We start from the raw sequence: 15,883 nt of genomic DNA, 5'->3' as shown, positions 1-15,883 counted from the left end.
TATGACTACAAGAAGACAATTTATCAAGAATGTAGCCATAGGCACCTCTGCAATATCTCTTGGAGGAGTTTTGCCCGGCTTTAGTGCATCGAGCTATAGGAATATTATGGGGTCAAATGACCGTATCCGGATTGCCGGAGTGGGTGTTAATGCAAGGGGGAATGCGTTAGCAAGAGGATTTGCCAATGAAAAAGAAAGAGGTTGTATAGTGACCGATATCTGTGATGTTGACACCCGCTCTATTGAAAAATGCATCGCTACCGTTGAAAAAACAGCAGGCAACAAACCAAGAGCACATGAAGACATTCGAAAAATGTTGGAGTCTGACAACTTTGATGCAGTCTTTATCGCTACTCCGGATCACTGGCATGCTGCAGGAGCACTGATGGCCATGAAAGCCGGAAAACATGTATATCTGGAAAAGCCCACAAGTCATAATCCGGATGAAAATCGTATATTAATTGAAGCTAAAAAGAAATATAGAAAGGTAGTCCAGGTAGGGAACCAAAGACGCTCATGGCCCAATGTGGCGTATGCAATGAAAGAACTGCATGAAGGTATTATCGGTGATATCCATTATGGTAAAAGCTGGTATTACAATAAACGTCCTTCCATGGGAATTGGTAAAACAACAGCCATACCAACCTGGTTAAATTGGGAACTATGGCAGGGACCAGCCCCTAGAGTACCTTATAAAGACAATGTTGTTCATTACGACTGGCATTGGGTCTGGCACTGGGGTACAGGAGAAGCGCTGAATAATGGGATGCACTTTGTAGATTTATTACGTTGGGGGATGCAATTGGATTATCCAGTATCTGTGGATTCCATCGGAGGTAGATACCATTATCAGGATGACTGGGAAACACCCGATACTCAATTGGTTAACTTAAAATTCGCCAATGGCAAAGTGATGACCTGGGAAAGTCAAAGTTGTGTACGATCAGATATAGGAGGCTATGCCAGCGGAGTAACCTTCTATGGTAGTAAAGGAAGCATGACAATTGGAGGAGGAAATGAATACAAAGTATTTGACCTGGACAACAAATTAGTGAAACATGTCGACAGCAAAATGGTATTTGAAGAAGGCAATCTAGTAAATCCTACACAGAGCCTTGATGCCTATCATTTCCAAAACTTCTTTAATGCCATCCGTAAAGGCGATAAATTAAATTCCCCTTTAACGGAGGCTTGCATGAGCACTCAGCTTGTACAACTGGCTAATATTTCTCACAGAGTTGGAAGAGCGGTAAAGGTAAATAACAATGGTACGATTGTAAATGACAAAGAGGCTGTAAAATTCTGGAAAAGAAATTACGAAAAAGGATGGGAACTAAAAGTATAATACCTCTCCGTTTTATCTGAATTGTTAATTGTTCAGTAATTATATCCTCAATACTACATTATTACGATGAACAGTAAGAACAACATGTCTGATAACGACAGGTTCCGATCTATTGATGCACTTCACGGGTTTGATATGTTCTGGATTATGGGTATTGGGGGTGGTGTTATATTTCTTGTATAAAAAGAATATCTTTATAAAGGTATAATGAAATATAATCCCTCAAAATCTATAATATGAAATCAAGCAATCTTATATTATATCTACTCTTCGTTTTAACTACATGTTCATGTAAATCACTACATATAGGCGAAATAAAACCAGATCCCAATTTTCACCTTTATTTGTTGGTGGGGCAATCAAATATGGCTGGAAGAGGCAAAATAGATTCATTATCCATGCCCAACAATCCTCGCATTTTAATGTTGACCGATAAAAATAAATGGGTCATGGCCAAAGATCCTCTCCATTTCGACAAACCTAAAGTAGTTGGAGTAGGCCCCGGATTGGCATTTGCACAAAAAATGTTTAAGTTTGAAAAAAACAGGAATGTAAAAATAGGATTAATCCCTTGTGCTGTAGGTGGTACAAGCATTGACATGTGGCAACCGGGAAAAGACGCTTATGATGGGCAATACTATCCCTATGACGATGCTGTCAAAAGATTACATGTAGCAATGAAATACGGTGTTATAAAAGGTATAATCTGGCATCAGGGAGAAGGTGATAGCAATGGCGAAAAAGCTAAGGTATATATCGAAAAGCTTGAGAAACTTATAACCCTGTTTAGGAATGAAATTGGACACCCTAAAGTACCATTTGTAGCTGGCGAATTAGGTTATTATCGAGAAAACTATATGCTCATCAATAAAGAATTAAATAAATTGCCCGGTATAGTTCCTCTTTCGGCTGTCGCCACATCAGAAGAACTAGCCCATAATGGAGATAGAACCCATCTAGATAGTAAGTCTGCAAGAGTATTAGGAGAAAGAATGGCAATCAAGATGCATGAACTTCAGGTAAAAATATCACAACTTGCTGCACATCATACGGTAAAGATCCCTGAGAAAGTGACACTCTTCGAGGTTAATGAAAACTCATGGCTCACAATTGCTCCGTATCTGCACCCTCCAAAAGAATATGAGTACTGCTTCCATGGTTACCGTACCCCTTTGCAATTCTACGATGGAACAGTTGTAAAAAACAAAATTGATTGGGAAAAAAGACGTGAAGAGATTCGCACCCGGTGGATGGAAATGATGGGAGAATGGCCTCCTATTATAGGAGATCAACAATTCACAATATTGGAAACAACTCAACGTGAAGACTTCACACAATACCGGGTAAAATTCTACTGGACTCCCAACGAAGAAACTGAAGGTTATCTGTTGATTCCAGATGCATCCGAAGAAAGGCCTGCCGTGATCTCGGTTTTTTACGAACCCGAGACAGCTGTAGGAATAGGAGATAAATCATACAGAGATTTTGCTTATCAATTGGTTAAAAGAGGATTTGTCACACTGTCGATAGGGACTACAGAAACGACTCAAGATAAAACATATTCCATCTATTATCCTGACAGGGAAAACGCTATTATTCAACCATTATCAACATTAGCATATGCAGCAGCAAATGCATTGGAAGCGCTTGCCGGATTAGAAGAGGTGGATCCGGAGAGAATTGGAATAGTCGGACATTCCTATGGCGGTAAGTGGGCTATGTTTGCCTCCTGTTTATACGAGAAATTTGCGGCAGCCGTATGGATCGATCCAGGTATCGTGTTTGATGAGACGAAAGGATCTGCAGTCAATTACTGGGAACCGTGGTATTTAGGGTACTACCCTCCTCCCTGGGAGAATACATGGAATAAAACCGGAGCACATGCTAAAGGCTTGTATCCAAAATTACAAAGAGAAGGATATGATCTTCATGAATTGCATGCTCTTATGGCACCTCGTCCTTTTCTTGTGTCGGGTGGCTCTTCCGATCCTATTGAGCGTTGGATCCCCTTAAATCATACCATCGCGGTTAATAAACTCTTAGGCTATAGTTATCGGGTGGGCATGAGTAACAGACCCGAACATAGTCCCAATGCCAAATCCAATGAAATAGTGTATTCTTTTTTTGAATGGTTTTTGAAGTGACCTGTTCTTTTTCGTGTTTTGAGTATAATTATGCGAAATATAACAATAGGTTATAACCTTAAATGCGTTTATTCGTATTGTGAAAAATATGGATAGTAATAAGGAGGGATTTCCTGAAATTAACCTCTAAAAAGATGGTCGGGATTTATAATCTAACAAGGAAAAGAAATGATACACACCCATTCAAAAAAAACATCTATTCAATCTAAATCAATCCTCTATTTGATCTTATTTTTAGTTCCACTCTCTAAAAGTTATCCATCAGGTCTATACCGTAGCGATTTAAAAACACCACTCATTGTATTTTCTACGGTAAATGAGCTAATCAATGACGACGGGTTGGCGGTAAATAACATAGCCAGAATTTTAGGTTACTACGAAATAAATGATGGTGGTGCTGCTGATTATATTATAAAATATGTCGACCCGGGAAATTCTTCATTAGAAGAATACCATATAACACTTTCAAACGGTCTGAAAGCATTTCTTCTGGAACCTCAAACAATCAATTATAAAATGTTTGGAGCAAAAGGAGATAGTATCAATAATGATGCAGTTCAGATTTCAAAAGCACATCGTTATGCGAATGCCAGAAATATCCCCATAGTTAATCATAAAGGAGAGTTCTGGTTAAAGGAGAATGAAAAGATTATCATACAGACAGATGTTGACTGGGGTAATACCGTTTTTCATATTGATGAGAAATATAATAGCCTGACAGATTTTCGTTTTGAAGTAACATCGAAAGAGAATCCGAAAAATATAGTGCTGTCCGCGGAAGAAAAGAAAAAATTGTTATTAGATTTAAATTCGGATAAAATGGTCATTCCTACATTGAAACCATATAAAAATCACTTGATTATTATTACAGATTCGAATGATAGAATTGGATTTCGTGCTGGTGCATCCTATAAAGGTCAATCATGGGCAAGAGAAGACTTTTTCTATGTGGAAGAGTCAGGGAAAGTGATCGGAGATATCACCTGGTCATTTAAAAACTACACAAAACTGACAGCCTATCCCGTTGATAAGAATTACTTGCATCTACAGGGAGGCATTTTTTATTTATCGGGAGAGAACCCCTCTTCCAGAAGAGGGTATTATAAAAATGGTATCCAGGTAAGAAGAAGCAGGACTACCATTTCAAACCAGTGGATTGGTTTAGAGCCGGGGAAAGAAGACACTACAACCACAAGCCCGAGAAATGGATTTTATTCATTCTCAAACGTGTATGACGTTAGGTTAGAAAACGTGCGATTGACCCCCTATTTATATACAAGAGAAAGTGGAAATAATGTACATAGTGGAACATATGGTATCTCAATGGGTCGTGTTCTAAAAAGCCATTTCAAAAATGTAACCGCAGAAGGGAGCCAAAACCACTGGGGTGTTTTTGGAACTAACCTGAATAAAGACCTTAAAATTGAGAACTGCCTCTTAAATAGGGTAGATATTCATTTCCACTGCTGGAATCTATCCATTTTGGATTCTCACATTGGAGAAAGGGGGATCACTGCCACCGGAGGTGGCAGCCTGATAATAAATAACAGTAGTTGTGCCGGTACAAGTTTTATTAATTTCAGAAGCGATTATGGCTCCAGATGGGATGGAGATATTACTATCACAAATAGTCTATTTAAAGTCAGTCGGAACCTTCCCAATATATCTATTTTGAATTTCTCACCACATAATTTCGACTATAAGTACCCAATACGTTTTGGCAGGAACATCCGGATAGAAAACTTCAAGGTTGATTTCAGTGGGGTGGAACAAAAAGAGGCAACATGCTGGGTGATGAGAGTTCCGCAATTTTCTGTAATGGAACATGGAGAAAGACTTTACTTTCCCAACTTTATCAAGTTCAAAAATATTGAGGTGATTGACAGAAAGAAAGGGATCAGATTATTGTCTGTTCCCGATCAAGGAGGGTATCAAGTTGATAAATATGGAGGTTATAAGAATAATATTTTACAGACCAATGTTATTCTCAACTTTAACAACATCCAGTTAGAAGATTTGTCTAAAGAGATCAATCAGTACCATTTTACGATGCAATCACCCGAAAAAGCACTGTACAACAACTCTTTATATCCTTCCATATTATTCTCAAACTGTTCCAATATCGCAATACAAAACGATGGATATATTGCAAATATCTTTTTTGAGAAATGTAGTATTACAAATATTACAGGGAATAAAGACAAACCCCTAAAAGGCCGGTTTGTTTTTTCGAACTGCGAATTTAATCCTGCGATCAGGAATGAAATAGAAATTGCATATTCGCTTTCTTCTACGTGTGGTATTTTTTTCTCCAATTGTATCGTAAATCCTCCTGTTTATTTTGGAGAAGAAAGGATCGATTTATTTGATAAAATAGGTTTTATACAATTAAACAAGAATGTGGATTTCAATCACAGTAATACTTCATTGAATAAAAATATTATTGAGTTTTATAAAGATGAAATAGATCCACAGTTTCTTCTAAAACTAAGGGGATATCCTCAAACAAATGTAGAGTTTTCACAAGAATAAAATATTTTACTTTAACGAATATGAAGCGATTCAATTGGATACACACCATCGGTCCCGGTTTGATTGTCGGTGCTTTAGTATTTGGTCCCAGCAAATTAACTATTACTTCGAAGATAGGAGCAAACTTTGGTTATGACTTGCTATGGATCATCATTATTGCTATATTTTTTATGGCAGTGTATACCCTCATAGCAGAACGTATCGGGTTAGGCACTGACAAATCCTTACTGACGGTGATTGGTGAAAAATGGGGGAGAAAATTTGCAGCCATAGTAGGAATAGGTATTTTCCTGGTATGTACTTCATTCCAAACCGGAAACTCTGTGGGCGTGGGAATTGCTATAGGAGAATTAACCAATACAAATAACAACATCTGGATTATATTCTTCAATTGTGTTGGCATAGCACTGCTTTTTTTTCGAAACTTTTATAAGGTTCTGGAAAAAGTGATGATATTTCTGATTGGTATGATGCTATTGGCTTTTTTAATTACTCTTTTCGAGGTAAACCCCAACATTAGTAAAGTTATTTCCGGCTTTGTTATTCCCAAAGTGCCTATCGGATCTATGGGATTAATTATTGCTTTCATCGCATCTTGTTTTTCAATTGTCGGGGCCTTTTACACCTCCTATTTAGTACAGGAAAGAAAGAAAATCAATGTAAGTTCAGACGAAAAGATTTCCCGCAATAGTAGTCTAACTGGAATCATTGTATTGGGTCTGTTGAGTGCAATCTTAATGATCTGCGCGGCCGCAATTCTCCAACCATTGGGAGTTGAAGTGAAGACAGCTACAGATATGTCACTGGCACTACGGCCGGCTTTTGGAGAAGCCGCTTCTGCGGTATTTTTAATCGGGCTGTTTGCCGCAGGTTTTTCCTCTGTAGTTGGAAACGCCACCATTGGAGGAACTTTAATGAGTGATGCTCTAGGGTTTGGAAGTAGTTTCAATTCTAATAAAACTAAATTACTGATAGCTCTTGTGATGACCGTTGGAGCTATTATCGCGCTCCTCTTTGGCAATGCACCATTAGAGCTGATCGTTTTTGCTCAGAGTATTACTATTTTTATTGTTCCCATCATCGGAATTGCCATGTTCATAATTGCAAACGATAAAAAAGTCATGAAAGAAAATAGAATAGGATCTTTTCTAAAAGTATCGGGGTTTCTTGGGTTATGTATTATAATCGTGTTGGTAATATTTAATTTTATCGATATATTTTTAAAATAGAAAGCGATGAAACGAGCAGAATAACTGTTCTCACACAAGGACATGTTTACTGCGAGTTCCATATGATACCTTTAAACTATTTGCGTTAAGCCAGACGAGCAGAAGACAAGCTCATTTGAATTATTCCATGGCGAGCAAATATTTAACTTTAGTGAAAATAAATAGTTTTAATCATATGAAAACGTTTGACAAAGAGTTTATACTACAAGAATATTTGAAACCATCCTCTCAATTATTGAACGACATTATTAAAATTGATGGTGATATTCTTATTCTGGGAGCAGGTGGCAAAATGGGGCCTGCAATGGCGAAACTGGCAAAGGAAGCTATCAATGAAACAAACATTCAGAAACAGATCATTGCCGTATCAAGATTTTCTGACCCCGACGTTTGGAACGATTTGAACAAGTGTGGTATTACAACCATTAAAGCGGACTTGTTGAATGAAGATGATCTCAAAAAATTACCAGATACTCCTAATGTAATATATCTGGCGGGCCACAAGTTTGGTACAACCGGAAACGAATCCTATACCTGGGCAATGAATACATTCCTGCCCGGTATAATTGCTCAGAAATTCAAACAATCCAATATCGTGGTCTTCTCTTCGGGGAATGTTTATCCATTATCTCCTGTTACATCAGGAGGAATGACTGAGGATATGCCGGCTTCTCCTATAGGAGAGTATGCCCAATCTTGTTTGGGAAGAGAACGAATTTTTCAATATTTTTCCAAAAAGTACAATACCCCTATCCTAATATATAGGCTAAATTACGCGAATGATGTTTCATATGGTGTATTGTTGGAAATTGCCAGGTCAGTCTATGGGGAAAAAGAAATCGATCTAACGATGGGTAATGTCAATGTAATCTGGCAGGGAGATGCTAACGAAATTGCGATCAGATCGCTACTCCATTGCTCTGTACCGGGTAAAATTGTAAATATTACCGGACCGGAGACAATATCTGTAAGATGGATTGCCGAAGAATTCGGGAAAGTTTTTAATAAAACACCAAAATTTACCGGTATCGAGGCGTCGAACGCTTTATTAAGCAATGCAGCCGAATGTTTCAGACTTTTCGGATATCCCCATATCAGTCTGGGACAAATGATAAATCTTATCAGTCACTGGGTTATCGAAGGAGGAAAGATAAAAGAAAAACCAACCCATTTTCAAGAAAGAAAAGGAAAATTTTAACTGATTATCATCATGAATGCTACACTAAATCCAAAAGTTCTGGAAAGATTAAGAGAAGGAGGAGTCATTCCTGCCCACCCTCTCGCTTTACATAAAGACTTAACTATTGATGAAGAAGCACAGCGAAGATTGACCCGCTACTATATTTCATGTGGTGTCGACGGGATAGCAATAGGAGTTCATACTACTCAATTTGAGATCAGACATCCGGAATACAATTATTTTGAAAAAGTATTGGAAATAACAGCTGATGAGATTAAAAGAGTAAATCCAGGAGACTCATTTATAAAAGTGGCTGGTATTTGCGGCCAAACAACACAAGCAATCAGAGAAGCCTGTATTGCAAAAAACCTTGGCTATGATTTAGGACTTCTTAGTATGGGAGGTTTAGATTCACTGTCGGAGAAAGAACTCATTGACCGGACTAAAGCTGTAGCAAAAGAAATTCCGGTATTCGGGTTTTATCTCCAACCCTCCGTTGGTGGAAGAATACTTAGTTATTCGTTCTGGAAGGAATTCTGTAATATTGATAATGTCTACGCTATTAAAACCGCCCCTTTCAACAGATATCACACTATAGACGTTGTCCGGGCAATCTGTAATTCCAAAAGAAATGAAGAAATTTTCCTTTACACCGGCAATGATGATAATATTGTGTTGGACTTAATTACTCCTTATGTAATTCATGCGGGAGATCAGCTAATTGAAAAAAGATTTGTGGGTGGCTTATTAGGGCATTATGCAGTCTGGACAAAAAAATCGGTTGAATTTTTTCATGATATAAAGAATGGATTGAAAAATAAAACCCTGGACTATGAAGAAATACTGAAAACAGCCATTGAAGTTACCGATATGAATGCCGCGATCTTTGATGTGGCCAATAATTTCAAAGGTTCTATCGCAGGGATCCATGAAGTACTGAGAAAACAGGGATTATTGAAAGGAATTTGGTGTCTGAATCCCAAAGAGAAATTATCTGAAGGCCAAATAGTCGAAATAGAAAGGGTTATCTCTCAATATAAGAAATGGACGGATGACGATTATGTGAAAGAATTTATAGCCAACGACATATGCCACTAAAAGATGAAATAAAAAAAATTGCTTCTGAGATTAGGGATGATATTCTTATCAGGAGAAGGTATTTACATCAGCATCCTGAACTTTCTTTTAAGGAATTCAAAACTTCAGCCTTTATAAAGAAATCGTTAGATGAATTGGGAATACCCTGGATACCTGTTGCAGATACTGGTGTAATAGCCACACTGGAAGGTAATCATAAAACGGCTAAGACAATAGCCCTCCGTGCAGATATGGATGCTCTCCCTATCCAGGAAGATACGAACTTGGCTTTTAAGTCGATCAACCAGGGAGTGATGCACGCCTGCGGACATGACCTGCATGTTGCATCTTTACTCGGTGTAGCACATATACTCAAAAGATTAGAGAAGAAAATCAATGGAACTGTAAAGTTGATCTTTCAACCTGCCGAAGAGATACTACCGGGCGGAGCAATTAAAATTCTACAGGAAGAGGTTCTATTAAACCCTAAAATCGATGCTATTATCGGACAACATACAATGCCTTCCATTGAAAGCGGGAAAGTAGGGATCCGGAAAGGGAGGTTTATGGCCTCCATGGATGAAGTAAGAATAAAAGTAATCGGAAAAGGGGGACATGGAGCCGAACCTCACAATAATAATGATCCAGTCATTGCCGCATCTACAATTATTGTCACACTACAACAAATTGTCAGCAGATACAATAATCCTAAAACGCCGACAGTCTTATCATTTGGAAAGATTAATGCAGATGGTTCGACAAATATAATACCCGATACCGTTTTTATAGAAGGAACCTTTCGTACCATGGATGAGCATTGGCGTGGAGAAGCACATAAAAAAATTACAGAGATAGCAAAATCAGTAGCGTACGGATTAGGCTGCGAATGCGATATAGACATTAAAAGAGGTTACCCCTGTCTTTATAACTGTGAAACCTTAACCGACAAAGTGTATTCCTATATGAGGGAATACATCGGCGACACTAATATCATTGAAACAGATATATGGATGGCATCAGAAGATTTCGCCTATTATGCCCAGAATTTCAGTTCCTGTTTTTATCTACTCGGTACAGGTTATCCGGACAGGACAAATCCCACATTGCATACTCCTACAATGGAAATTAACGAAGAGTGTATAGAAATGGCCATGGGGTTAATGAGTTATTTAGCAATGAAGAATATAAAAGATTGATCTACGGAATTTTGGGATTGGAACCATCAAACAAGATTTTTACGTCTTTTGAGTATATAAATGCGGAATGTTAAGCAATGTTGCAAGTACAATAGATTTAATTTGTATTAGTGAAAGTTTCAATACATTAAATTAGAGTACTCATTAATTGTACAACAAATTTCACTGTGAAAAAATTTAAATAATAAATTATTTGACTCATGAAAATCAAATTATCGAAATTCACTGTACAAAAAATCTTTTACTTGAAGACCTTTTTATGTACATTCTTGCTTCACTTTACCATTGTGACTTCTATTTACTCACAAAACAGTATTGCTGTTACAGGTAAAGTAATGGATATCAACAACGAGCCACTAATAGGTGTAACTATACAGGAAGTAGGGACATCCAATGGTACAGTTACTGATATCGATGGTAATTACTCAATCAGAGTTAGGTCAGGTACCTCTGATTTGAAATTTTCCTATATCGGATACGAAGAACAACAAGTCAATGTAGGGAATAAATCGATAATTAACATTGTATTAACTGAAGAAACAAGTGTTCTGGATGAGGTTGTAGTTGTTGGTTTCGGTACACAGAAAAAAGTAAATTTAACCGGATCTGTTGCGACCGTTCAACTTGATGAAAAAATAGCGAGTAGGGCGGTAACCAATCTATCTACGGCATTAAGCGGTCAACTGCCCGGTTTGGCTATTAGCCAAAATACAGGTATGGCGGGAAGGAATGATGTGTCCTTGTTAATAAGGGGCTTGGGCACTGTAAACGATGCGAATCCTTTAATAGTAGTAGACGGCATGCCCGACGTAGATATGAACCGACTGAATGTCAATGATGTAGAGAGCGTTACTGTATTAAAAGATGCAAGTTCTGCAGCAATATATGGATCAAGGGCAGCAAATGGGGTAATTTTAATCACCACAAAATCCGGGAGTAATCAAGAAAAAGCGAGGTTCGAATTTTCCAGTAATTTAACCTTATCGAAACCCACTGACATGTATGCTTTTTTACCTGATTATCCTAGATCTTTAACTCTCCACCAGGTAACTCAATCCACAGGGATTTTGCGAGAAAATTTAAACTTTAAAGACGGGACCATTGATCAATGGATGGCTTTGGGCATGATCGATCCTGTTAGATATCCGAATACCGATTGGTGGGATATCATTATCCGGAATGGAGTAATGCAGAACTATAATCTATCCGCATCTGGCAGTAATGAAAAATCAAACTTTTTCGTATCTATAGGTGTCATGGATGAACAAGGGTTACAAATCAACAATGATTACCGAAGATATAATGCCAGATTTAATTATGACTATTCTTTAAGAGATAACCTAAAGATCGGTACACGCTTCGGCGGGAACTGGTCTGTTTGGGATTATGCAGGAACCGAGGGATTCACACAAGGGAGTGTTGGTACTGACCTCAGAGCTTCAATAGCTGGAATAACGCCCTACGACCCCGTTACAGGTTATTATGGAGGAGAAATGGCATACAATGAGAATCTACTAGTATTTAACCCATTACAATCCTACAATAATGCAAGAAACAGTCAGAATAGGCAGGAAATAAATCCTTCTCTTTTTATTGAATGGTTCCCAATTAAAGATTTAAGGGCTCGGATTGATTACACTATCAATTACTATAACCAGTTTAGGTATACTGCACACATACCTGTTCGGGCCTATAATTTCCAAACAGCATCTTTAACCGATCGGTGGTTTATCACAGAGAGTACACCTATCCAAAATTACACAAATACAGGTTATAAAACCCAATTAAATAGTCTGTTAAACTATGATAAACGGATAAATGAAAATCATCAGATAAACGCCCTATTAGTGTTTAGTCAAGAGTATTGGTACAACAGAGCCCAATCTGCATCAAGGAACGACAGGTTACATCCCTCATTGCATGAGATCGATGCGGCCTTAGTCTCAATACAATCAACCGGAGGAAATTCAAATGAAGAAGCAATGCGCTCATTTGTAGGACGTTTAAATTACAATGCTTATAATAAATATCTCCTCGAATTTAGTGCCAGATATGATGGGTCTTCAAGATTTATCGGTGATCGCCAGTACGGATTCTTTCCTTCAGGTTCTCTAGGTTGGAGATTCTCAGAAGAAGATTTTATTAAAAAATTTACAGAGAGTTTTTTGGATAATGCCAAATTTCGTGTTTCATACGGTGGTTTAGGAAATAACAGTGGCGTAGGGCGGTACGAACAACAGGAAACATTAACCACCATGAACTATGTAATTGATGGGCAAATAGTCAAAGGGTTTGTAAATAGAAAGATGATCAATAGAAATTTATCTTGGGAAAGTACCTATGTAACAAATATAGGTCTGGATCTCGGATTTTTAAATAACAGACTATCAGCTGAAATTGACTATTATGACAGATTAACCAAAGGAATGAATCGTCCTTCTGAAATGTCCATACATTTAACGGGGGCATATACAGCACCAAGGACAAATATCGGTAACTTAAGGAATCGGGGAATAGAGGGAAACTTCAGATGGCAAGATAAGATATCCGATTTCTCCTATAACTTACATTTGAATATTGCGCATAACAGAAATCGTCTGGAAAGTTGGAATGAATATTTAGGCAGAGGTTCAACATTTATCAATATGCCATATGGTTTTCTATATTCTTACGAAGACAAAGGAATAGCACAAACCTGGGATGATATTTACAATAGTACCCCCCAAGGTGCAGCTCCTGGAGATTTATTAAGACTCGATCTGAATGGAGACGGACGGATTGATGGTAATGACCGAAAAGCTTATCCAGATATAGATCAGAACAGGCCTCGCACCAATTTCGGCTTCACAGTCAATATGAGTTGGAGAGGGATTGATTTCTCCACTTTGTTAACCGGAGCGTCAGGGCGTAAGGATTACTGGCTAGTCCGTTATAATTCTGTGAACCCTCCTACTACAAGTTATGCCTTTAGTCAGTGGCATATTGACAATCCCTGGAGTCACGAAAACAGAGGGGGTAGTTGGCCAAGATTAGGAGGTGGCAGTAACAACACAGCAGAAACAACATTCTGGTTAGACAACCTAAGCTATATGCGATTAAAGAATATACAGATCGGATACACACTTAGAGGTAAAAGAGTCTTATCCAGATTGGGACTTAGCGACATAAGATTCTTCATATCAGGTGAAAATTTATTCACACTTACAAGATACAGAGGGCTTGATCCCGAAATACAAGGAAAGGATATAAATGATGCATATCCTTTAGTGAAGTCATATTCATTAGGCTTGCAAGTTGGAATTTAAATAAAATAAAAAATTAAAGATATGAAAAGAAAAATATTTCCTACAGGTATGAAAAGAGTATTACCAGTTATCATCATACTATTATGCTTTTCGTGTAATGACGATTTCTTAAATCGCCAACCTACCACCGAATTAGGTGCTGCTGCTTTTTGGCAAACCACCGACGATGCAACAACTGCCTTGATGGGTGCTTACGCGGATGTCCGATCATTATTTGAGTGGGATTTATGGTGGGACGGCCAGGGAGAATACCAGAGAGTTTTAAATACCACAGCGATTGTAAGATCTGACGGATTCACTAATGGAAATTTTAACCCAAGCGGTTATGGAGGTTCTTTTGATTCTATGTACAGATATCTTTACGGGGGAGTACATCGAACAAACTATGTAATTGAAAATGTAGAAAAAATGCTTCCCAATCACACTTCCCCGGAAATAATACGTGAACTTGAGACCGTAATAGGCGAAGCCCGCTTATTAAGAGGTATGATCTATTTTAGATTAATTTCCCTATGGGGTGATGTTCCGTATATTGGTAGAATTATTTATGATAACTCTGAAGTGGAGCATATGACAAGAACACCATTGAAACAAGTCAAAGACTCAATATATGCAGATTTCACCTACGCATTTGAAAAACTGCCGGATCAAATTCCGGTTTTAGGTCGTGCTGCAAAACCTGCAGCTTTGGCTTTCAGAGGGAAATTACAACTCTATTGGGCTTCATGGAATAATTTTGGATGGCCTGAACTGGATGGCTTCACCCCTGATAAGGAGGAAGCCAGAGAAGCGTATATAGGTGCCGCAAATGATTTAAAAAAGGTTATCCAAGATTTCGGATTAATATTATTCAGGAATGGAGAACCGGGAGAGATTGACGAATTAGGAAAAGCTGAAATTCTTCCTAATTATTTTCACCTGTTTATACCGCCTGCAAATGGAAATTCAGAAGTACTCATGTGTTTCACGCATGGTGGACAAGGCTCAGGGCAAGGTGAATCATTAATGAGAGCTCTTGGTGGACGTCAACTCATGAATAGCCAACTACAGGTATTTCCCCGTTATGAAATAGCAGACAGATACCAATCCATTATCACCGGAGATTTTTGTGAGCCATTGATACCGATGCATCCGACCAATCCCGATGCCAGAACAGCTGAAAACTCTGCATTGAATCCGCAGAGCTATGCCGACAGAGATTACAGAATGAAGTCTTCCATCCTGTGGGATTACGAAATGATTATGGGTATAGTGGATTTTCAGTATGCCGGATGGACTCCGTTCATATATAATACATGGACAGCTCCCATTGTAATAGATGGAGTAGAATATATTACATATACGGGACATGGAACCGCAAGATCCGGATATGTTTATCGAAAATTTCTACGAAACTACCCCGGAGAAGATCGGGCCTCCGGAGATTATGCCTGGCCCGTTATGAGATTAGCCGATGTTTATTTAATGTATGCCGAAGCAACCAATGAGGCTTATGGTCCTCAACAGGATGCCGTTGAACTGGTAAATAAAGTAAGGTACCGGGGAAAACTTCCTCCACTAAAGCCGCAGAAATATGCCACTAAAGAGGACTTTTTTGACGCAATTGAACAAGAAAGAATTGTTGAGTTATTAGGAGAAGGACATCGCCCCTTTGATCTACGCCGTTGGAGAGCATTGGAGAGGGTATGGGGAGAGCCCTATTCTGAAGGTGTATGGCGTATTGACTCACATGGAGCTCAAATAAACAGGTATTTTAATAATGCCTCTGAAAGGTCATATGAACAATGCTATATCTATCGGATTCCACCTGCGGAAAGGGATAGAAATCCGAATTTGACTCAAAACAGACCTTGGATGTAAAATATTAACCTCGTA

Annotated in this window: 9 protein-coding genes and 1 pseudogene; all 10 read left to right on the top strand. The window is 38.3% G+C overall.

Going from position 1 to position 15,883, the window contains the following annotated elements; translation table 11 throughout:
* Position 1 precedes the first annotated feature (1 nt).
* The 10 genes and pseudogenes from F597_RS0112995 (at position 2) to F597_RS0112955 (ending at position 15,868) form a co-directional block, all read left to right on the top strand.
* Positions 2 to 1,345, top strand: a complete 1,344-nt coding sequence (locus F597_RS0112995; protein WP_019540185.1) for a Gfo/Idh/MocA family protein — start codon at positions 2 to 4, stop codon at positions 1,343 to 1,345.
* A 236-nt stretch (positions 1,346 to 1,581) separates the two neighbouring features.
* Positions 1,582 to 2,340 (top strand): annotated as a pseudogene (locus F597_RS22895) (sialate O-acetylesterase); the annotation flags it as partial.
* A gap of 63 nt (positions 2,341 to 2,403) precedes the next feature.
* A complete protein-coding gene (locus tag F597_RS22890) occupies positions 2,404 to 3,489 on the top strand; it encodes an alpha/beta fold hydrolase (RefSeq protein WP_026327433.1) in 1,086 nt (361 codons plus the stop codon).
* Between the two features lie 222 nt (positions 3,490 to 3,711).
* The gene (locus F597_RS0112985) at positions 3,712 to 6,021 is read left to right on the top strand and encodes a hypothetical protein (protein ID WP_157279135.1); all 2,310 of its coding nucleotides are present in this window, start codon (positions 3,712 to 3,714) and stop codon (positions 6,019 to 6,021) included.
* 20 nt (positions 6,022 to 6,041) lie between these two features.
* A complete protein-coding gene (locus F597_RS0112980; protein ID WP_019540182.1) occupies positions 6,042 to 7,250 on the top strand; it encodes an Nramp family divalent metal transporter in 1,209 nt (402 codons plus the stop codon).
* Between the two features lie 175 nt (positions 7,251 to 7,425).
* Positions 7,426 to 8,448 (top strand): NAD-dependent epimerase/dehydratase family protein, encoded by a 1,023-nt coding sequence (locus tag F597_RS0112975; RefSeq protein ID WP_019540181.1) that lies wholly within the window; start codon positions 7,426 to 7,428, stop codon positions 8,446 to 8,448.
* A gap of 12 nt (positions 8,449 to 8,460) precedes the next feature.
* Positions 8,461 to 9,528: a dihydrodipicolinate synthase family protein gene (locus F597_RS0112970; RefSeq protein ID WP_019540180.1), complete on the top strand. Its 1,068-nt coding sequence runs from the start codon at positions 8,461 to 8,463 to the stop codon at positions 9,526 to 9,528.
* Positions 9,519 to 10,703, top strand: a complete 1,185-nt coding sequence (locus F597_RS0112965) for a M20 metallopeptidase family protein (protein WP_019540179.1) — start codon at positions 9,519 to 9,521, stop codon at positions 10,701 to 10,703. The genes F597_RS0112970 and F597_RS0112965 overlap by 10 nt, the downstream gene beginning before the upstream one ends.
* Positions 10,704 to 10,903: 200 nt before the next feature.
* Positions 10,904 to 14,008 (top strand): SusC/RagA family TonB-linked outer membrane protein, encoded by a 3,105-nt coding sequence (locus tag F597_RS0112960; protein WP_019540178.1) that lies wholly within the window; start codon positions 10,904 to 10,906, stop codon positions 14,006 to 14,008.
* A gap of 21 nt (positions 14,009 to 14,029) precedes the next feature.
* Positions 14,030 to 15,868 (top strand): RagB/SusD family nutrient uptake outer membrane protein, encoded by a 1,839-nt coding sequence (locus F597_RS0112955; RefSeq protein WP_019540177.1) that lies wholly within the window; start codon positions 14,030 to 14,032, stop codon positions 15,866 to 15,868.
* Positions 15,869 to 15,883: the final 15 nt, after the last annotated feature.

Source organism: Proteiniphilum acetatigenes DSM 18083 (assembly GCF_000380985.1).
Taxonomy (GTDB): Bacteria; Bacteroidota; Bacteroidia; order Bacteroidales; family Dysgonomonadaceae; genus Proteiniphilum; species Proteiniphilum acetatigenes.
This window is presented reverse-complemented; position numbering and strand designations above follow the sequence as displayed.